The 16,286-nt window shown below is 60.9% G+C and carries 16 protein-coding genes; 7 read left to right on the top strand and 9 right to left on the bottom strand.

The features are described 5' to 3' along the window. Window positions 1-7: 7 nt before the first annotated feature. The 3 genes from Q0887_RS01235 to Q0887_RS01245 form a co-directional block, all read right to left on the bottom strand. The gene (locus Q0887_RS01235; RefSeq protein ID WP_299191662.1) at window positions 8-1,657 is read right to left on the bottom strand and encodes a DUF1570 domain-containing protein; all 1,650 of its coding nucleotides are present in this window, start codon (window positions 1,655-1,657) and stop codon (window positions 8-10) included. A gap of 109 nt (window positions 1,658-1,766) precedes the next feature. Then, complete coding sequence (locus Q0887_RS01240) at window positions 1,767-3,626, bottom strand: DUF885 domain-containing protein (protein WP_299191664.1); 1,860 nt, start codon at window positions 3,624-3,626, stop codon at window positions 1,767-1,769. A gap of 50 nt (window positions 3,627-3,676) precedes the next feature. Further along, complete coding sequence (locus Q0887_RS01245; protein WP_299191666.1) at window positions 3,677-4,033, bottom strand: DUF3597 domain-containing protein; 357 nt, start codon at window positions 4,031-4,033, stop codon at window positions 3,677-3,679. A 120-nt stretch (window positions 4,034-4,153) separates the two neighbouring features. Between Q0887_RS01245 and Q0887_RS01250 the strand changes: the two genes are divergently transcribed. Beyond that, the gene (locus Q0887_RS01250; RefSeq protein WP_299191668.1) at window positions 4,154-4,363 is read left to right on the top strand and encodes a hypothetical protein; all 210 of its coding nucleotides are present in this window, start codon (window positions 4,154-4,156) and stop codon (window positions 4,361-4,363) included. Between the two features lie 70 nt (window positions 4,364-4,433). Here Q0887_RS01250 and Q0887_RS01255 read toward each other — a convergent pair whose 3' ends face one another. Together Q0887_RS01255 and Q0887_RS01260 are read right to left on the bottom strand one after the other, a co-directional pair. Further along, window positions 4,434-5,114 (bottom strand): TonB family protein, encoded by a 681-nt coding sequence (locus Q0887_RS01255; protein ID WP_299191670.1) that lies wholly within the window; start codon window positions 5,112-5,114, stop codon window positions 4,434-4,436. Between the two features lie 162 nt (window positions 5,115-5,276). Next, window positions 5,277-5,933, bottom strand: a complete 657-nt coding sequence (locus tag Q0887_RS01260; protein WP_299191672.1) for an alpha/beta hydrolase — start codon at window positions 5,931-5,933, stop codon at window positions 5,277-5,279. Window positions 5,934-6,052: 119 nt separating this feature from the next. Between Q0887_RS01260 and Q0887_RS01265 the strand changes: the two genes are divergently transcribed. The 6 genes from Q0887_RS01265 to parC are packed head-to-tail and all read left to right on the top strand — an operon-like array spanning window position 6,053 to window position 12,708. Further along, window positions 6,053-7,030, top strand: a complete 978-nt coding sequence (locus Q0887_RS01265; protein ID WP_299195162.1) for an aminotransferase class V-fold PLP-dependent enzyme — start codon at window positions 6,053-6,055, stop codon at window positions 7,028-7,030. Next, complete coding sequence (locus tag Q0887_RS01270; RefSeq protein ID WP_299191674.1) at window positions 7,027-8,109, top strand: aminotransferase class V-fold PLP-dependent enzyme; 1,083 nt, start codon at window positions 7,027-7,029, stop codon at window positions 8,107-8,109. The genes Q0887_RS01265 and Q0887_RS01270 overlap by 4 nt, the downstream gene beginning before the upstream one ends. Before the next feature lies 1 nt (window position 8,110). After that, window positions 8,111-8,449 carry a 2Fe-2S iron-sulfur cluster-binding protein gene (locus Q0887_RS01275; protein WP_299191675.1) on the top strand — a complete coding sequence of 113 codons (339 nt, stop codon included), beginning with the start codon at window positions 8,111-8,113 and terminating at the stop codon, window positions 8,447-8,449. Between the two features lie 21 nt (window positions 8,450-8,470). After that, window positions 8,471-9,250: an ion transporter gene (locus Q0887_RS01280; RefSeq protein WP_299191677.1), complete on the top strand. Its 780-nt coding sequence runs from the start codon at window positions 8,471-8,473 to the stop codon at window positions 9,248-9,250. Window positions 9,251-9,289: 39 nt separating this feature from the next. After that, window positions 9,290-10,357 (top strand): alpha/beta fold hydrolase, encoded by a 1,068-nt coding sequence (locus Q0887_RS01285; protein ID WP_299191679.1) that lies wholly within the window; start codon window positions 9,290-9,292, stop codon window positions 10,355-10,357. A 59-nt stretch (window positions 10,358-10,416) separates the two neighbouring features. Further along, window positions 10,417-12,708: a DNA topoisomerase IV subunit A gene (gene parC, locus Q0887_RS01290; RefSeq protein WP_299191681.1), complete on the top strand. Its 2,292-nt coding sequence runs from the start codon at window positions 10,417-10,419 to the stop codon at window positions 12,706-12,708. A gap of 318 nt (window positions 12,709-13,026) precedes the next feature. Here the strand turns inward: parC and Q0887_RS01295 are convergent, their stop codons facing one another. The 4 genes from Q0887_RS01295 to Q0887_RS01310 form a co-directional block, all read right to left on the bottom strand. Beyond that, entirely contained in the window at window positions 13,027-13,623 is a 597-nt protein-coding gene (locus tag Q0887_RS01295; RefSeq protein WP_299191683.1) for a hypothetical protein, read from the bottom strand. 238 nt (window positions 13,624-13,861) lie between these two features. Next, a complete protein-coding gene (locus tag Q0887_RS01300; protein ID WP_299191685.1) occupies window positions 13,862-15,040 on the bottom strand; it encodes a CCA tRNA nucleotidyltransferase in 1,179 nt (392 codons plus the stop codon). A gap of 39 nt (window positions 15,041-15,079) precedes the next feature. Continuing rightward, a complete protein-coding gene (locus tag Q0887_RS01305; protein WP_299191687.1) occupies window positions 15,080-15,697 on the bottom strand; it encodes a CoA pyrophosphatase in 618 nt (205 codons plus the stop codon). Then, entirely contained in the window at window positions 15,694-16,254 is a 561-nt protein-coding gene (locus tag Q0887_RS01310) for a DUF1285 domain-containing protein (RefSeq protein WP_299191689.1), read from the bottom strand. Before Q0887_RS01310 ends, Q0887_RS01305 begins: the two co-directional genes overlap by 4 nt. Between the last annotated feature and the right edge of the window lie 32 nt (window positions 16,255-16,286).

The following is a 16,286-nucleotide window of genomic DNA, read 5'->3' on the forward strand; positions in this document are numbered from 1 at the left end:
AGGCAGGTTATGCGTCTCCGTCATCTCCTTCGCCGGAATCGTCATCATCGCTGTCCGCTTCTTCGAAGCGTTCCATCATGGCGGCGAAGTTGACGCGCGTTCCGTCGGAAACACTTTCCAGATAGGTCGTCATTGCACGTGCTAGGCGCGCCTCTTTCCCGCCATGCGGATTGGCTGCTACCGGCGCGAGCAGATAGCGCGCAACCACGGGATCGCCTTGGCCTGCTTTCATCGCAGCCACTTCAACCGCGAGTGACTGGTCAAACGGGGCAAGCTGAGTCGCCCGTTCGAGCGCGAATTGCGCCCCCTCGGGCGCCGCCACGCCGCGTCTGACAAAGCTGCGATAATAATAGATCAGTGGCTGCGTATGGTCGCTTTCGATCGCATTGAGCGCTTCAAATGGGCGCATCGCTGCAGCATAGGCTTGCTCTTGGTTTGCGGCGCTCTCCGCCTTGCGGAACAGTGCGTAACCTTGCTGGACATAGGCATTGAGTACCAAGGGGTCGATTGCGATTGCCCGCTGGGCTGCATCGATCGCGGCATCATCATTTCCGGCATCGTATTCTGCTTCGGCAAGGGCGGCGAGAACTTCTGCATCCTGCGAATGCCGCTCGGCAACCTCCCGTGCATCGGAGACGATGTCTTGCGCACGCTCCCTGTTGACGCCGCGCTTTGAACGCATGATCACCCGCATCATCGCGGCGTGGCCTTCGCTCAATTCGGACACGGAGACCGCTCCAATTGAGATGTCTGAACTGCTAAACCGCATGCCTGACATGGAACGCTGCCGGCCATAAGCGCGAAGCTCGTTGTCCAGCTGGTCGAGATCGCCAAATACCTGCTCACCCGCTTCAAGACTATCAGCGCCGGAGGCAACCGCTTGCCAATAGCGAATGAGCTGGCCCGAACGCCGGGAGTCAAAACGCAGATAATGATAGAGCAACCAACTGCGCCCGTAATAGGCGGTGTACCGATTGCCCCGATTGTCGCGATAGAGGCTGTAATCGAGCAGCTCCTGCACAGAAACAGGGGCAGCCTGACTGATCTCCCACGCGCGATCATTGTTGGGTAATCCGATATCGACCGAGCCGTCATCATTGAATCGCGCCGATGAGAAGTATTCCGCTGCCCCTTCGCTGAGCCAACGCGGCATGGCATGACGCGAAGAAGCGATGAGGAAGTGATGGGCGTATTCGTGCAACAGGATCGAGAAGGAAGGATCTGAACCAATACCGTCGCCCGAATCTACACTGCGCGAATATCGTGTGCCGATTCTGCCGCGGCCGGCATCGCGGACGCCGAAACGAATATTCGGCACGAATGTCACAGAGCCATTGGAGCGCGCTATGTAGAAACCCGCTACGGCTGAACGACTGCCGCCGCCATACAGATCGCGCAGATCATCACGGCTGCCGACCATGTAGACGGTCAGCCGATTGGACGGGCTGGGAGCCGGGATCTGGCGCTGAGTCTCCAGCTCGAGTGCGACATGATAGCGCTCAAGCAGACTGGCAAACTGTTCAATATCCTCCGCCCGGCTGTCAGAGTAGATGACAAATCTTTCGCTTTCGGCCTTGTGCCATTTGGCCTCGGCAGGATTTGCGAAGATAAGCGTGCCCGCCATCATAGCGAGAAGCGCAATTAGCCGAATAGTCATAGAAACAGTCCCCCAATCTGTGGCTGCGATTACACAGATTGGGACTGACTATATTCGGTAATTCTCAATTGGCCAGACCATTTCTTGCCGAATGGTCCATTCGCAATTCTCAGCCGGTTTGCGAACCCGCAATATACCGATCCACCGTCTTGCCCACCACGTCGAGCGGGGCGTTGCCGCCTAGGATCACTGCGGTGTTGAAGGCCTTGAAGTCGTAGGCGTCGCCCAGCTCGGCTTCGGCGCGGGCGCGTTGGCGCACGATTTCGCTGTGGCCGATCTTGTAAGAGCAGGCCTGTCCGGGCCAGCTGCAATAGCGATCGACTTCGGACGCGACTTCCTCGGCCTTTGAGCCGTTGCGTTCGACAAAGAACTGGCGCGCTTGCTCGCGGGTCCAGCGTTTGTCGTGAAGGCCCGTATCAACCACCAGACGGCAGGCGCGGAAGGCGAGGCTTTGCAGATAGCCAAGCCGTCCGACCTTGAAATCGTCATAGGCGCCGAGTTCATCGGCAAGTTGCTCGCCATAAAGCGCCCAGCCTTCGCTGAATGCGCCAAAGGCGAGGATCGAGCGGATCAGCGGCAGACGGTTGGAATATTCGCCCTCCCACACATGGCCCGGAATGGCTTCGTGGAAAGTGAGGTCAGGCAGATCGTATTTGCGGTGAAGGTCAGTCGTGCGCAAATTGATCCAGAACCGGCCCGGTATCTGGCCGTCTTTGCTGCCCGCTCCGCCATAGGCACCCGGCGCACCGGCCTCTTCATTGATCGGGATGCGTCGCACCTCAAAGTTGGGATCGACCAGTTGGTCAAAGGCACGCGGCATCTGGTCCTTGATCCAGTTGTACCGCTCCCAGATGAACTCCTTGATCTCTTCGCGCCCCGGATCGCCCTCGGCAAATTGGTAGCGCGGGTCGTCGGAGAGCGCCTGCATCCGCTCGCCCACAGAACCCTGAGTATAGCCAATCTCGCGCAGGATCGGGTCCATCCGCCCGTGCAATTCGTCCAGCTCGTCGAGGCCCTGCTGATGGATTTCATCGGGGCTGAGCGGGGTGGTGGTCGAGGCGCTGGTGGCCCATGAATACCATTGCGCTCCGTCAGGCTGCGCCCACATGCCTGCATCCGATTTGGCAATGGCGCGCTGAGCTTTGAGTTCTTCAAGCTGACGCTGGAGTGCAGGCAGGATCTGGTCAGCAGCAATACCGCCGGCCTGCCCCGCGAACGTTCCATCCGGGTCGAGTTCGGACCCTGCAAGCGGCGCGGTGTAAGCGCCGCCGCCATCAGCCGCATCGGCAATGTTGGTCTCCATCTGCGCGATGGCTTTGTCGAGCAGGAAGTTGGGCGGGACGACGCCGATCCCGCGCGCCTGCTGAACGCGCTCGGTCTCGCCATCGAGCACCGCGCTGACCTCGTTCAAGCGGCCGAGATAATGATCGACATCGCTTGCCTCGCGCAGCGGCTGGGTTGCGCCGAAAAAGCGCGGGAAGTCGATGTAACCGCCGACATTCTGGATGACGAGATAGGGCGCGTTGCGCCAGCTGCCGACAGCGACATCGCCGTAAGGCAGGTTCATACCCTCGACTGCTTTGGAAAAGGCGCTTTCGACCACTTCAAAACCGGTCTGCTGATCGGCAGTCAGGGCGTCCTTGGGATAGTCGCGGGTTACTTGGAGCAATTCGCTCAGCGTCGCTTTGTAGGCTTCGCGGCCCGCTTCGCCGGTTGTGCCAAAGGTGCCGCGCCAATCGGCAAAGTCGCCCGTGTCGACGCCAAGTCCCGTCGCGCGTCCCGGCTCATGCGCGAGCATCCGGTAGGCGATATCGTCGAGCTTCTCGTCCGGAGACATGGCTGCTGTGGCAGCGCCTCCGGGTAAGCCGCTGCATCCTGGGAGCACGGCGCTGGTCAGAGCAAGTGTAGAAACGCCGCCAAGCCCGTAAAGGGCCTGACGGCGTGTGAAGTTCGTGTTTTTGTCAGTCATGCAGCAGGTGTTAGCCCGCTATAGGACTGAGTCAATCAGGCCTGTGTCAATCAGTCCTTGAGATCGGCAGGAACGATACCGCCCGCATCCGCAATCTTCTGCATCACGGCTTTGTGGAGCGCGATATTGTCTTCGGCAGTTCCCGAATAACCGGTGTTGCCGAGTTCCTGCGCGAGTTCCTTGCGGTTCTCGTAGCTCGGGTCGATCTGCACCAGCTTCATCAGGTCGACAATCGAAGTGCGCCAGTTGAGCTTGTCCGAACCCGGAATGCTGCCGATGCGCTGTTCGACATCGACACCGCTGATGGCGGCGCGTTCGGGTGCTGCGGCGGGAGCTGCTTCTGCTGCCGGTGCTTCTTCTTCGTCAGAGCCAAAAATTGCGTTCGAGATTGAGCTGAAAATACCCATGATTTCCTCCTTCGTGCTGAGATTGATTTCAGGCTAGACGGTAACGCGCGCATGTTCCAGTGCTCATATGGCTCCAGACGGTGTGATAATGTAAAGCTTGGTAAAGCGAGGCTGGCGAAGATGGATTTGGTGCTCTCTTTGGTGGTTTTGGCGGCGATCTTGCTGGTGCTTGGCGCCGTGTTCCTGTGGCGTCGCACTGGAGAGGTCAAACAGCCCGCCTTGATGGTGCTGCTGGCGCTGATCGCGATTGGCAATGTTCTGATCTGGACGGTGCCCAATGCAGACGGATCTTCACCTTTGGAACAAGCCGAAGCGGCCGAAGCGCGCTAACACTCCGACCGCTTCTTTCCAGCGACCCAATTTCACGGACGGACGCTGAAAGATTTATTGCGCAAAGGCCCTATTCCGGGATTTGCCAGTTGACCGAGCTGGAATAGGTGCCAGCGACTGAATTGCCCGAATTGTCCTTTGCCGGATCAAAGCGCGCGCGGTTGGTCAGCAGGCGGCATGTCGCTGCGTCGAGCGCGTCGTGTCCGGTGGACCTGGTGATTTGGCAATCGCTCACCCGCCCACTGGCCGAGATTTCGAGCGAGAAGCTCGCCACACCCGAATATCCGCGATTGATCCAACTGGTGCGGTAGTCGTTATCAGTGATCCAGCGCCCCGGATTGCCGCGCGGGGAGGCCGAAACAGGGTTGAAATTGGGGGCTGGAGGGATTGGCTCGACTTCAAAAGGGATAGGGTCGAACCCTATGAGGTCATCGCCCAAGCCGGGAAGCGTTGTAATGGAATTGGTACTGTCCATCTCGAATTCATAGGGAGTATCGGGACGGGTAGGTGTCGTGACAGGCTCTTCGATCACACGTTCTGAGCTCGAACTCGGCTTGTCTGGCTCAACCGGAGCCTCGGTGACTTCCGGTATTTGCACGACATCAAAGACATCGGGATTCTCGACCGGCGGATCGACGACGATGGTGACCGCCAGTCCTATGACCAGCACGGCCCCAAACGCTCCCGGTACGCCCAGCGCTCCGACCATAGCGGCGGGATTCAGGCGGTTGGCGTTGGCTGCATAGCTCATATTGGCATCTCCTCTCTCTGGTGAGATGAGATAGATGTTACAACATAACATTTAGTAAGCAAGAACTATCGCGTTGCCCCTTGCAACCCGTATGTGATCAAAACTGATCAGGATTGTGTAAGAATGTTGCGCGCGGAGCTTCCGGCCCCGCGGCAAATTCCCTTACTTGATCGGACAATCCGGCGACAGGCGGAAGTCGAGATAGTTGTCGACCGATGCCATCATGTCTTCCATCTCATTCTCAAAGAAATGGTTGGCACGTGGGATCTCGTCGTGATGGATGGTGATGTGCTTTTGCGTGCGCAGTTTGTCGACCAGTTTCTGAACCGCGCTCGGCTGAACCACCGTATCAGCGACGCCTTGCACGAAAATGCCCGAAGCGGGGCAGGGTGCGAGGAAGCTGAAATCATACATATTGGCCGGCGGTGCGACCGAGATGAAGCCGCGCACTTCGGGGCGGCGCATCAGCAATTGCATGCCGATCAACGCGCCGAAGGAATAGCCTGCGACCCATGTGGTCTGCGCTTCGGGATGGATTGACTGGACCCAGTCGAGCGCACTTGCCGCATCGCTCAACTCGCCAATGCCGTTGTCAAAGCTGCCCTGGCTGCGACCCACGCCGCGAAAGTTGAAGCGCAATGTCGCAAAGCCGCGATCGGCAAAGGTCTTGTAGAGCCGCTGAACGATCCGGTCATTCATCGTGCCGCCGCCTTCGGGGTGCGGATGGAGGATCATGGCAACCGGCGCGCGCGGACGCGGGGGAGGTGAAAAACGGCCTTCGAGACGACCCTCTGGGCCGGGGAAGATGACTGATGGCATCGAGGAAACCTTGCAATATGGGTGGCGCAAGATGCCGGGTGGCACCTGCGGTTGCGCGCTCTATATAGGGATGAACTTCATTCTGCAATTTTTTAAGAATCGTTCTCATTAAGACGCGAATTTACCTCGACCACGCCGCCACTTCGTCCCTGCGCCCCGAAGCGCGCGCGGCGATGGAGGAAGGCTTTGCGCTATGGGCGAACCCGTCCAGCCCGCATGCCGAGGGGCGCAAGGCCAAGCAGGTGCTCGAAGACGCGCGCGAGCGGATCAAGCGGTCGTTGGCGTGGAATGGCGAGGTGATCTTCACTTCTGGCGCAAGCGAGGCGCTATGGATCGCGCTCAATCGTGCGAAGGTAGAGCGGCGGATTGTAAGCGCGGTGGAGCATGACGCGGTGTTCAGGGCTGCGCCGGATGCACAGATCTTCGATGAAGAACTGCCACTGGACGCGCAGACCTTGATCGCGATCCAGCACGTCAACTCGGAAACCGGCACGATCAATCCGGTGAGTATGATGGGTGAGAGCATCACACCCACCGGAGCGGTGCTCTTGTCCGACTGCGCGCAATCTGCGGGCAAACTGGTGCTCCCGCACGTAAACATGGCGGTCGTCTCGGCGCACAAATTTGGCGGCCCCATTGGTATCGGCGCGCTGCTGCTGCGCGATTTCAATCTGCTGGAGCCGATGGGCGGGCATGAGCGTGGCTATCGTCAGGGCACCGAGAACTTACCGGGCGCGATGGGCATGGCGGCGGCGCTTGAAGCGGGTGCTTGGGCGACGACGGCAGAAGATCGCGCGCAATTTTCAGAGCAGCTCGGCGCGGACCGACTGACTGTGGGCGAGGCCTGCGACTACATTGTCGCGCTCACGCACCCGACACTCTCCGCACAGGCGCTCCTTATCCGGCTCGACGCGCAAGGCTTTGCCGTTTCGGCAGGCAGTGCATGCTCCTCCGGCACGCTCAAGAAAAGCCGCGTGCTCGACGCTTTCGGCGTGTCCGACGAAGTGGCCGCGCGCACGATCCGCGTCAGCATCGGCTGGAGCACGACGCCGGAAGAGCTTGAAAAATTTGCTGAAGCGTGGAGAGCGCTTGCATGATCTACCTAGACTACCAAGCCACCACGCCGCTTGCGCCCGAGGCGCGCGATGCGATGCTCAAATGGCTCGACGGGCCGGATGGGGCGGGCTTTGGCAATCCGCATTCGCCGCATCGGATGGGGCGGCAGGCGGCGGCTGCAATCGAGGCGGCGCGCGACAAGGTGGCGGCGCTTTTCCCTCCCGGCGGTCAGGTGATCTTCACCGGCGGCGCGACCGAAGCGCTCAACCTCGCGATCCGCGGTTCGGCCGGGGATGGCGCGGTGGCGTTCTCCGCGATCGAGCATTCCGCAGTCGCCGATACGGCCAAGGCTGCGGGCGCGCATGAAGTGCTAAGCGTAGGCGAAGACGGGCTGTGCGATCCCGCGCAGAACCTGCCGCAAGACGCGCGGATGATCGCGGTGATGCAGGTCAATAACGAAATCGGCGTGATCCAGTCCGTGAGCGACTGGCACCGCCGCGCCAAGGAGGCCGGCGTGCTATTCCTGGTCGATGCGGTGCAGGCCTATGGCAAAATGCCGGTCGCGCAGGCCGACCTGATCGCAGTCTCGGCGCACAAGTTTCACGGTCCCAAAGGGATCGGCGCCTTGTGGGTGCGCGACGGGGTTGCACTCACCGAGCAGCAAACAGGCGGCGGGCAGGAGGCTGGGCTGCGCTCCGGCACGCTCTCGCCCGCACTGATCGCCGGTTTCGGAGCCGCCGCCGCGCTCGCGCAGGAGCGGATGGAAGCGGACGCCGCACACACCGAGCAACTTTGGACCCGCGCGCGTGATTTGTTCGCCGGGTGGGAGCTGAATGGCAGCGAAAGCGCACGCTGGCACGGCAACCTCAACATCCGCAGGGACGGCCTCGATGTCGCTAGGCTGATGTCGGATGTGCGCGGTGTCATGTTTTCCGCCGGAAGCGCCTGCGCCAGCGGTTCTGGCAAGCCCAGCAAGGTGCTGAAAGCCATCGGGCTGACCGACGCTCAGGCCAAAAGCTCGATCCGGCTCGGCTTCGGGCGCTACACCACGCTTGACGATCTGGAGGCCGCCGCCAAAGCGATCAACGCGGCGGTTAAGGAGCAGGACGCATGGATATGACATGGGCGGGCTAAAAATCACATTCATCGACCCGCGCGGTAATCCGGTTGTCTGCGAGGCCGAAGCGGGCGACAATCTGCTAAAGGTCGGACAGGCTGCGGGCCTTCCACTCGAAGGGACGTGCGAGGGCCAGATGGCATGCTCGACCTGCCACGTGGTCGTCGCGGCGGAATGGTTCGACAAGCTCACCGAGGCTTCCGAAGAGGAGGAGGACATGCTCGATTTCGCAGCCGGAGCGCGCCGCACCAGCCGCCTGTCGTGCCAGATCGACCTCACGCGGGAGCTTGACGGATTGACCGTTAGCGTGCCTGCGACGAGCAACGATGCGCGAAAGATGTAAGAGCAGGAATTTCAAGGGGTCATGACTTTGCGAGAACGCGCAACAGCGCTGGTCGAATCTGCTGGATTCGAACGTTTCATCATCACTATCATCGTCATCAACGCGATCGGGCTGGGTCTGGAGACCTCGCCTGCGGTTATGGGCGTCGCGGGCAGCGTCATATCGTGGCTCGACACAATCGCGCTATCGATTTTCGTGGTCGAACTGGCACTCAAATTCTTTGTCTACCGCCTCGCCTTCTTCAAGAATGGCTGGAACATCTTCGACCTTGCGATTGTGAGCGCGGCATTGATGCCTGCGGGCGATCAATTCTCGGTCTTGCGCGCGTTGCGGATCCTGCGGGCGCTCAGGCTGATTTCGGTCGTGCCGAGCATGCGCAAGGTGATCGTCGGCCTGTTCAGAGCGATCCCGAGCATTGGCACGGTTATCGTGATGCTGCTGCTGCTGTTCTATATCAGCGCGGTGATGGCGACCAATCTGTTCGGCGCATCCTTCCCCGAGTGGTTCGGGAGCATCGGTGCCTCGCTCTATTCGCTGTTCCAGATCATGACGCTGGAAAGCTGGAGCATGGGTATCGTGCGCCCGGTGATGGAAGAGTTCCCCTATGCCTGGGCATTTTTCGTGCCGTTCATCCTGCTCACCAGCTTCATCGTACTGAACCTCTTCATCGGTGTGATCGTCAACGCCATGGCCGAGGCGACGGGTGAGGAGGCACATAGCGAGCGCGAGGAGATTTTGGAGCAGTTACGGATGCTAAGGAGCGACGTTGCAGCTTTGCGAATAGAGCGCGATAAGGGCTGAGATACGCGGCCCGCCGTTCGTCCCAAGGAGAGAGATTGCATGAAGCGGATTCTACTGAACCTCTTGCTGGTTCTGATCGTTGCAGGCTCAGCCTATGTCTTCTATCTCACGCGCGATGGATCGTCCGTTACCCCAGAAGGCAGCGGAACCGTGTCCACCGCTGGAGGCGAGTTTGAAGGATTCACACTTCCAGACTACGCCGCAGCAGCGCTCACTGACGATTACAAAAGTTACTTTGTGGAGGTGGAACCGGGTGTCAAAATCCATGTCCTCGAAGTAGGCGAGGGCTATCCAGTCTATCTCCAGCACGGTAATCCGACCAACGGCATGCTCTACCGCAAGGTCGCCGCTGGACTCCCGCACGACCAGTTCCGCCTGATCATGCCGACCATGGTCGGGTTGGGCTTTTCAACTAAGGTGCCCGCAAGCGAGCACACACTTGAAAATCATATCCGTTGGATGACGAATGCGCTCGATCAAATTGGGGTCGCGCAGGTGATCTATGTCGGACAGGATTGGGGTGGCCCGGTTGGTATGGGAGTTATGGCACGTTCGCCTGACCTTTTGCAGGGCGTTGTGGCGATGAACACTGGCTTCACTGCGCCCAAAGAAGAGCGCTCACTTTCAGCCGCGCACGATACCGTCAGCACTCCGATTGTCGGAGAATTGATGCTCGAAGGGATCGGATCGATTTGGAGCAACCTCGCCAGTGTGCAGGGTGATCCCGCCTCAATGCCGAAGGACGTGATCGACCTCTATTCGCTGCCCGTGGAAGACAGTGGAAATGCAAAAGCTCCGCTCGCTTTGATGCGAATGGTGCCCAATGGCCCGGACCATCCGAGTTCTGATCAAATGCGCGAAATCGAAGCCTATGTTGCAACGCTTGATGTGCCGGCCGCACTGGTTTGGGGGATGAATGACCCGATCCTTGCTCAAGGATTGGACTCAATGCGTGCGCAATTCCCTGAAGCATCGGTCATTGAAACCGAGGCAGGGCATTTCCTTCAGGAAGAGGTGCCTGCAGAGATCGCTGCTGCCATTATCGCGGTGCATGCCCGGATTGATACAAAAGAAGGGAACGATGCAGGCGCAGAACCCGTAGAATAGCATTTTTCCCTGTGGAAACGCCTCTCCCTCAGCGTCGCGCGCATTGCTAAGCGGGAGGCATGTCCGATCCGACCACCAAAGATGATTCTGATCCGTTCGACGCGATTGTCGATGCGCCTTTCGATGCCGCTCTGTCTGAGCGTTATCTGGTCTATGCGCTTTCTACGATTACTGCGCGCTCGCTGCCTGATCTTCGCGACGGGTTGAAGCCGGTTCACCGGCGGCTGCTGTGGACCATGCGGCAGTTGAAGCTGTCGCCCGACAGCACCTTCAAGAAAAGCGCCCGCGTCGTCGGCGAAGTGATCGGTAAGTACCACCCGCATGGCGACACCGCCGCTTACGATGCCATGGTCCGCCTCGCGCAGGACTTCTCGCTGCGCTATCCGCTGGTCGAGGGGCAGGGCAATTTCGGCAATGTCGATGGCGATAACGCCGCCGCCTATCGCTACACCGAAGCGCGGCTGACCAAGACCGCGATCCAGCTGATGGAAGGGCTGGATGCGGGCACGGTCGACTTCATCCCGACCTATAATGGCGAGGAGGAAGAGCCCGAACTGATGCCCGGATTGTTCCCCAATCTGCTGGGCAACGGGGCGAGCGGGATCGCGGTGGGCATGGCGACCAACATTCCCTCGCACAATGTCGCCGAAGTGATCGATGCGACCTTGGAGCTGATCGACAATCCGCATGTCGAGCATGAGCGCCTGATGGAACTGATGCAGGGGCCGGACTTTGCCACTGGCGGCCAGTTGGTGGACAGCGCCGAAGTGATTTCGGAGGCCTATCGCACCGGTCGCGGCAGCTTCCGTCTGCGCGGTGTCTTCCATGCGCCCGAGGCGGAGAAGGCCGAAGATCAGGCGCTTGGTATCGAACGGCTCGGCGGCGGGCAGTGGCAGCTGGTGATCTCGGAAATTCCCTATCAGGTCGCCAAAGGCAAACTGATCGAGCAGATCGCGCAGGCGATTGCCGACAAGAAGCTGCCCATCCTGGAGGATGTGCGCGACGAAAGCGATGAGACCATGCGCATCGTGCTGGTCCCGCGCAGCCGCAATGTCGATCCGGAGCTGCTGAAAGAGAGCATCTTCAAGCTCACCGATATGGAAACGCGTTTCGGGCTGAACATGAACGTGCTCGACGCGACCCGGACCCCGATGGTGATGGGGATCAAGGAATTGCTGGGCCACTGGACTGCGGCGCAGATCGAGATCCTGCAGCGCCGCACCCAATACCGGCTCGACCAGATCGCGCGGCGGCTGGAGCTGGTCGAGGGTTACATCCTCGCGTTCCTCAATCTCGACCGCGTTATCGAGATCATCCGCTACGAAGACGAACCCAAGGCCGTGATGATGGCCGAGTTTGGCCTGACCGAACGCCAGACCGAAGCGATCCTCAACATGCGCCTGCGTAGCTTGCGCAAGCTGGAGGAGATGCAGCTGCGTCAGGAAAAGGACGAATTGCTGGCGGAAAAGGACGATCTTGAAAAGCTGCTTGATTCTCCCGCCCGGCAGCGCACCCGGCTTAAGAAAGACCTGCGCACTTTGCGCAAGGATTACGCCGAAGACACCAAGATCGGCGCGCGCCGCACGCGGATTGAGGAGGCGGCTCCGGCAGTTGAATTCTCGATGGATGCGATGATCGAGAAAGAGCCGGTGACGGTGATCCTCAGCCAGAAGGGCTGGATCCGCGCGGCAAAGGGCCATGTCGATCTGGCGCAGGAGTTCAAATATAAGGAGGGCGATGCGCTCGCCTTCATCCTCCACGCGCAGACCACCGACAAGCTGCTGATCGCAGGCTCGGACGGCCGCTTTTACACGCTTGGGTGCGACAAATTGCCGGGCGCGCGCGGCTTTGGCGAGCCGGTGCGCACGATGATCGACCTCGAAACCGAGGCGTCGATTGTGATGATGCTGGTGCACGGACCGGGCGGCAAGCTGCTGCTCGCATCTTCCATCGGCAAAGGTTTCATCGCTGAGACCGCCGAACTGATCGCGGAAACGCGCAAAGGGCGTCAGGTGGTGAACCTCAAGGGCGATGCAAAGCTGCGGGTGATCCGCGAAGTCCCCGAAGGTCATGACCACGTCGCGGCGGTGGGCGAGAACCGCAAGCTGATCGTCTTCAATCTCGAAGAAATGCCGGTGATGACGCGCGGGCAGGGTGTGATGCTGCAACGTTATCGCGACGGCGGTTTGAGCGACGCGACGACCTTCACGCTTGCCGATGGCCTTAGCTGGCAGATGGGCGGATCAGGCGAACGCACTCGCACCGAAAGCGAGATCTGGCAATGGAAGGTCGCGCGCGGAGCGGCGGGCAGGCTTCCGCCGCAGGGGTTCCCTAAAAACAACCGTTTTTAGGGTTGTTTGCGTTTTTTGTTTGCGCCCTCAGACGCCGGGCGCGACGCGTCCGCGTCGCTTGGCTTTCCTCGCATAAGCTCGGGCGGCCGGTCGGCCTTGCGACGCCTGCGGCGTCGAGCCATTCCAAGCCATCCCCATGGTCACGGCAGTCATAGGCCGACTGGCCGCCCGCAGCGGGCGCAGCTTTGCTGCGCGTCTAGCGAGGATGCTCCCACGGAGGTGGGAGCTTAACCCCAAAGAATCACAAAACCGCGGCCACCATCCCCGGTGACCGCGGTCTCGTTCAGGTCCCGTCGGACCCTTGCGATTGCTCTTAACTTACTCGCTGGCGCCAGCGGCAGCTTCACCTTCTTCGGCGGCGGCCATTTCGGCTTCCTTCGCAGCGGCCTGTGCCGGGGTGAGGATTTCCGCACCTTCGGGCACTGCCACTGTGTTGGCAGCTAGCTGCTCAGCCGAATAGAGCGCCATCAGCCGGCCACTCGGATCGACAGTGAAGGATTCGCGCGTGAGAGTGATAATGCCAGCTTCGCTCTGCACGATCGCAGTGTCGGCATCGTCGATAGTGTAGACAGTGCCAGCGGGCATGCCGTCGGCGCTAACAACCGCAGCGCCTTCAACCAGAGCCGCATCGCGTGCCTGGTTCGCAGCAGCAACCTGTGCGTCCATCATGCCGTCGATCTGGGCTTTGGTTGCGTTGACCGTCCAGTTGCCTTCACGCTCTGCAAGCAGGTTTGCGGGCAGCGGGGCGCTGTGCTTGCCGGTGTCGACAGTGACAACGCCGCCTTCGTTGGCAGCTACTGTGCCGATCGGCGCATCATCATTGCCATAAACGGTCGCGCCAACGTCCTGCGCGTTGGCTGCGATAGGGGTGGCTGCGATAGCGGTGGCAAGAACGGCCAGCTTTGCAAACTTCATGATACTCAACTCTCCAGTAATTCAAATTCGTCATTCGGCCGCCGAGTAAAGGGGGGCAGCGCGCGAAGCGTCGACGCTAGACCGCATTGGCCGCACCAACAGCGATGGAAAACGCGCGGAGCCAGATTTGGCTCAACCGCGCGGGCGGTTCCCTAACGGGACATAGGCCATCTGACAAGTCGGCGGCCTATGAGCAGGGGTTATACATGCGCGGCTGAAGCTCGCCTTAACGTAAGCGTCAAGCGTTTCCGAGTTCTTCATTGAGCAGGGTGTCGACCCGTGCCGCATCGGGGAACCCCTCATCAACCCAGCGCTTCTCGACAGCCTGCAAGATGCGTGCAACCTGCGGACCGGCAGCGACGCCGCGCGCAACGATCGCGCCGCCTTTGAGCGGGAAGGTGGGGGGCTGCCAACTTGCCAAGGCGCGTGCGTCTTTGTCTTCCAGCAGCAGCCGGTCGATGGCAAAATCGGGGCTGATCCGATAGGCGAGCCCCTCGATATTCGTATCAGTGCCCGCGCCGCGCTCAGCCGCCGAAACCAGCCTTGCGCGCTGGGCCCGCGACAGTCGCAGGCGGGCGGAGATGCTTTCGGCAATGTCGGGCGAGGGGGGCAGGAGCGCGGCGAGGCGGCGCAACGCTTCGGGGGCAAATCCCTGCGCACGCTCGGCTGCGATCAACCGCGCCAAAGCCTCAACATGGACCTTGCACGCCTCAGGCAGAATGACGCCGAGCACACCGCGCTCGCGCATCCGCGAAACAGTTGCGTGCGGGTCGGTCAGGCCAAGCAGGTTGAGCAATTCGCTCGCAATCCGCTCGCGGCTGAGGCCTTTGAGTGTCTCAGCAAGGTCCGCGCAGGCTTCTTCGGCATCGTGGTCGAGCTCTGAGCCAAAGCGAGCCTGGAAGCGGTAATAGCGCAGGATCCGCAAGTGATCCTCTGCAATGCGCGCGCGGGCATCGCCGATAAAGCGCACGCGGCGCGCGGCCAGATCGGCCTGACCACCGAAATAGTCAGAAATCTCGAGCGTCTCGGGGTGGGCGTAGAGCGCGTTGATCGTGAAATCGCGCCGTGCAGCATCTTCGCGCCATTCGGTTGCGAAGCTTACGGTCGCGCGCCGACCATCGGTCGAAACGTCGTGGCGCAGGGTCGTGATTTCGACCGGCCCGCCTTCGGTCAGGGCGGTCACTGTTCCGTGGTCGATCCCTGTAGGCACGGTGCGAATGCCCGCCTTGGCACACAGGTCGATCACAATGTCGGGCGTATGCGTGGTTGCACAATCGACGTCGCGCACGGGGTGATCCAGCAAAGTGTCGCGCACCGCACCGCCGACCCAGCGGATATGCTCCGCGCCCAACGCAGCGGTCAGCGCGCGCATTCCTTCGCGGCGGGGCCAGTCGGCAGAGGCAAGTGCGTTATTCACGAGCGATGCGCTAATAGAAAACACCTGCCTCGGGCAAGGTCAGGCCGAACGGAAATGGGCGTTAAGTTCAGTGAGCGGCATGCGCTTGGCGAGATTGGCGATGATCGCGGCGGTTACGCCCCATATGCGAAACCCCTCGTAATCCATCTCCAGATAGCGCCGCATCGCGCCGCGCCAGAACACTTCATTGCTGGTCCAGCTTTCAGAATCGAGCAGCAGCGCAAGCGGGACTTCGAACCAAGCTTCGACTTCGGAAGGGCTGGGGATGAGGTCGAGATCAGGTGGCACCACGCCCAGGACGGGTGTGACAGCAAAGCCTGTGCCGGTCCGGTAGAGGTCGCTGGTGCCGATCACGCGCACTGCCTCGCGCGGCAGGCTGAGTTCCTCTTCCGCCTCGCGCAGCGCCGCAGCTGTGGCATCTTCGCCCGCGTCGATCTTGCCGCCGGGAAAGGCGACTTGGCCAGGGTGATCGCGCATGTCGCGCGGGCGCTGGGTGAGGATCACGCCGGGTTCGGGCCTGTCGGTGACGGCGATCAGCACGGCGGCTGGGGTTGCCTGCTCGGTGCGGGCGAAATGCCCGTCATCGAGCAGGTCAGTGACCTCGCGCCTGTGCCCCGCTTCGAAGGCGGCGCTTAGATGATCGAAGAGCGCGCTCATCCCTGTTCGTCTGGAAGCAGCGAGAAGGTTTGACCCTGACTGGTAACGCGCCAGTCTTCACCGCCGTTTGAAAGCGCGATTTCAGCCAGCTGCGCATAGGTTGATCGGTTGAGCCGCGCCTCTAGCCCGCGCCGCACATGCAGGTAGATCGCCGGCGTATCCAGATCGCCCGCCACGCGCAGAGCGTGGTCAGGGCCTGCAAAGAGCAGCTCATCGCTGTCCAAGCGGAAGGCGAGATCGCCGTCCTTCTCCACGCAATCGACCGCGATGAAGGCGGCGTCTTCAACGGTGATTGCGAGCTTTTCGAACGGGGTGACGAGCCAGTGCGCGCCTGCTTCGTCGCGGGTCAAAAGGCCCGAAAAGGCCCGCACCATGGCCGGACGGCGGATCGGGTCGCCTTCGTGAAACCATGTGCCATCGGCGGCGATGCGCATATGGCTCTCGCCCACGGTTTCAGGCGCCCAGCCTTCGACCGGCGGCAGTTTGCGCTGCGCGACCTGCTCGGCAATCTGCGCGAGCGTGAGTTCGGCGAGGTAGGGTGGCGGTTCGTAAGGCATTGGCGATACGCGTTGGCAGAACGCGGGAGCTT

Source organism: uncultured Erythrobacter sp., from assembly GCF_947492365.1.
In the GTDB taxonomy this organism is placed as follows: Bacteria; Pseudomonadota; Alphaproteobacteria; order Sphingomonadales; family Sphingomonadaceae; genus Erythrobacter.

Bases quoted from the DNA above. Each gene is read 5' to 3' on its own strand.
- Q0887_RS01235 (WP_299191662.1), bottom strand. From the start codon at position 1,657: ATGACTATTCGGCTAATTGCGCTTCTCGCTATGATGGCGGGCACGCTT.
- Q0887_RS01240 (WP_299191664.1), bottom strand. From the start codon at position 3,626: ATGACTGACAAAAACACGAACTTCACACGCCGTCAGGCCCTTTACGGG.
- Q0887_RS01245 (WP_299191666.1), bottom strand. From the start codon at position 4,033: ATGGGTATTTTCAGCTCAATCTCGAACGCAATTTTTGGCTCTGACGAA.
- Q0887_RS01250 (WP_299191668.1), top strand. From the start codon at position 4,154: ATGGATTTGGTGCTCTCTTTGGTGGTTTTGGCGGCGATCTTGCTGGTG.
- Q0887_RS01255 (WP_299191670.1), bottom strand. From the start codon at position 5,114: ATGAGCTATGCAGCCAACGCCAACCGCCTGAATCCCGCCGCTATGGTC.
- Q0887_RS01260 (WP_299191672.1), bottom strand. From the start codon at position 5,933: ATGCCATCAGTCATCTTCCCCGGCCCAGAGGGTCGTCTCGAAGGCCGT.
- Q0887_RS01270 (WP_299191674.1), top strand. From the start codon at position 7,027: ATGATCTACCTAGACTACCAAGCCACCACGCCGCTTGCGCCCGAGGCG.
- Q0887_RS01275 (WP_299191675.1), top strand. From the start codon at position 8,111: ATGGGCGGGCTAAAAATCACATTCATCGACCCGCGCGGTAATCCGGTT.
- Q0887_RS01280 (WP_299191677.1), top strand. From the start codon at position 8,471: ATGACTTTGCGAGAACGCGCAACAGCGCTGGTCGAATCTGCTGGATTC.
- Q0887_RS01285 (WP_299191679.1), top strand. From the start codon at position 9,290: ATGAAGCGGATTCTACTGAACCTCTTGCTGGTTCTGATCGTTGCAGGC.
- parC (WP_299191681.1), top strand. From the start codon at position 10,417: ATGTCCGATCCGACCACCAAAGATGATTCTGATCCGTTCGACGCGATT.
- Q0887_RS01295 (WP_299191683.1), bottom strand. From the start codon at position 13,623: ATGAAGTTTGCAAAGCTGGCCGTTCTTGCCACCGCTATCGCAGCCACC.
- Q0887_RS01305 (WP_299191687.1), bottom strand. From the start codon at position 15,697: ATGAGCGCGCTCTTCGATCATCTAAGCGCCGCCTTCGAAGCGGGGCAC.
- Q0887_RS01310 (WP_299191689.1), bottom strand. From the start codon at position 16,254: ATGCCTTACGAACCGCCACCCTACCTCGCCGAACTCACGCTCGCGCAG.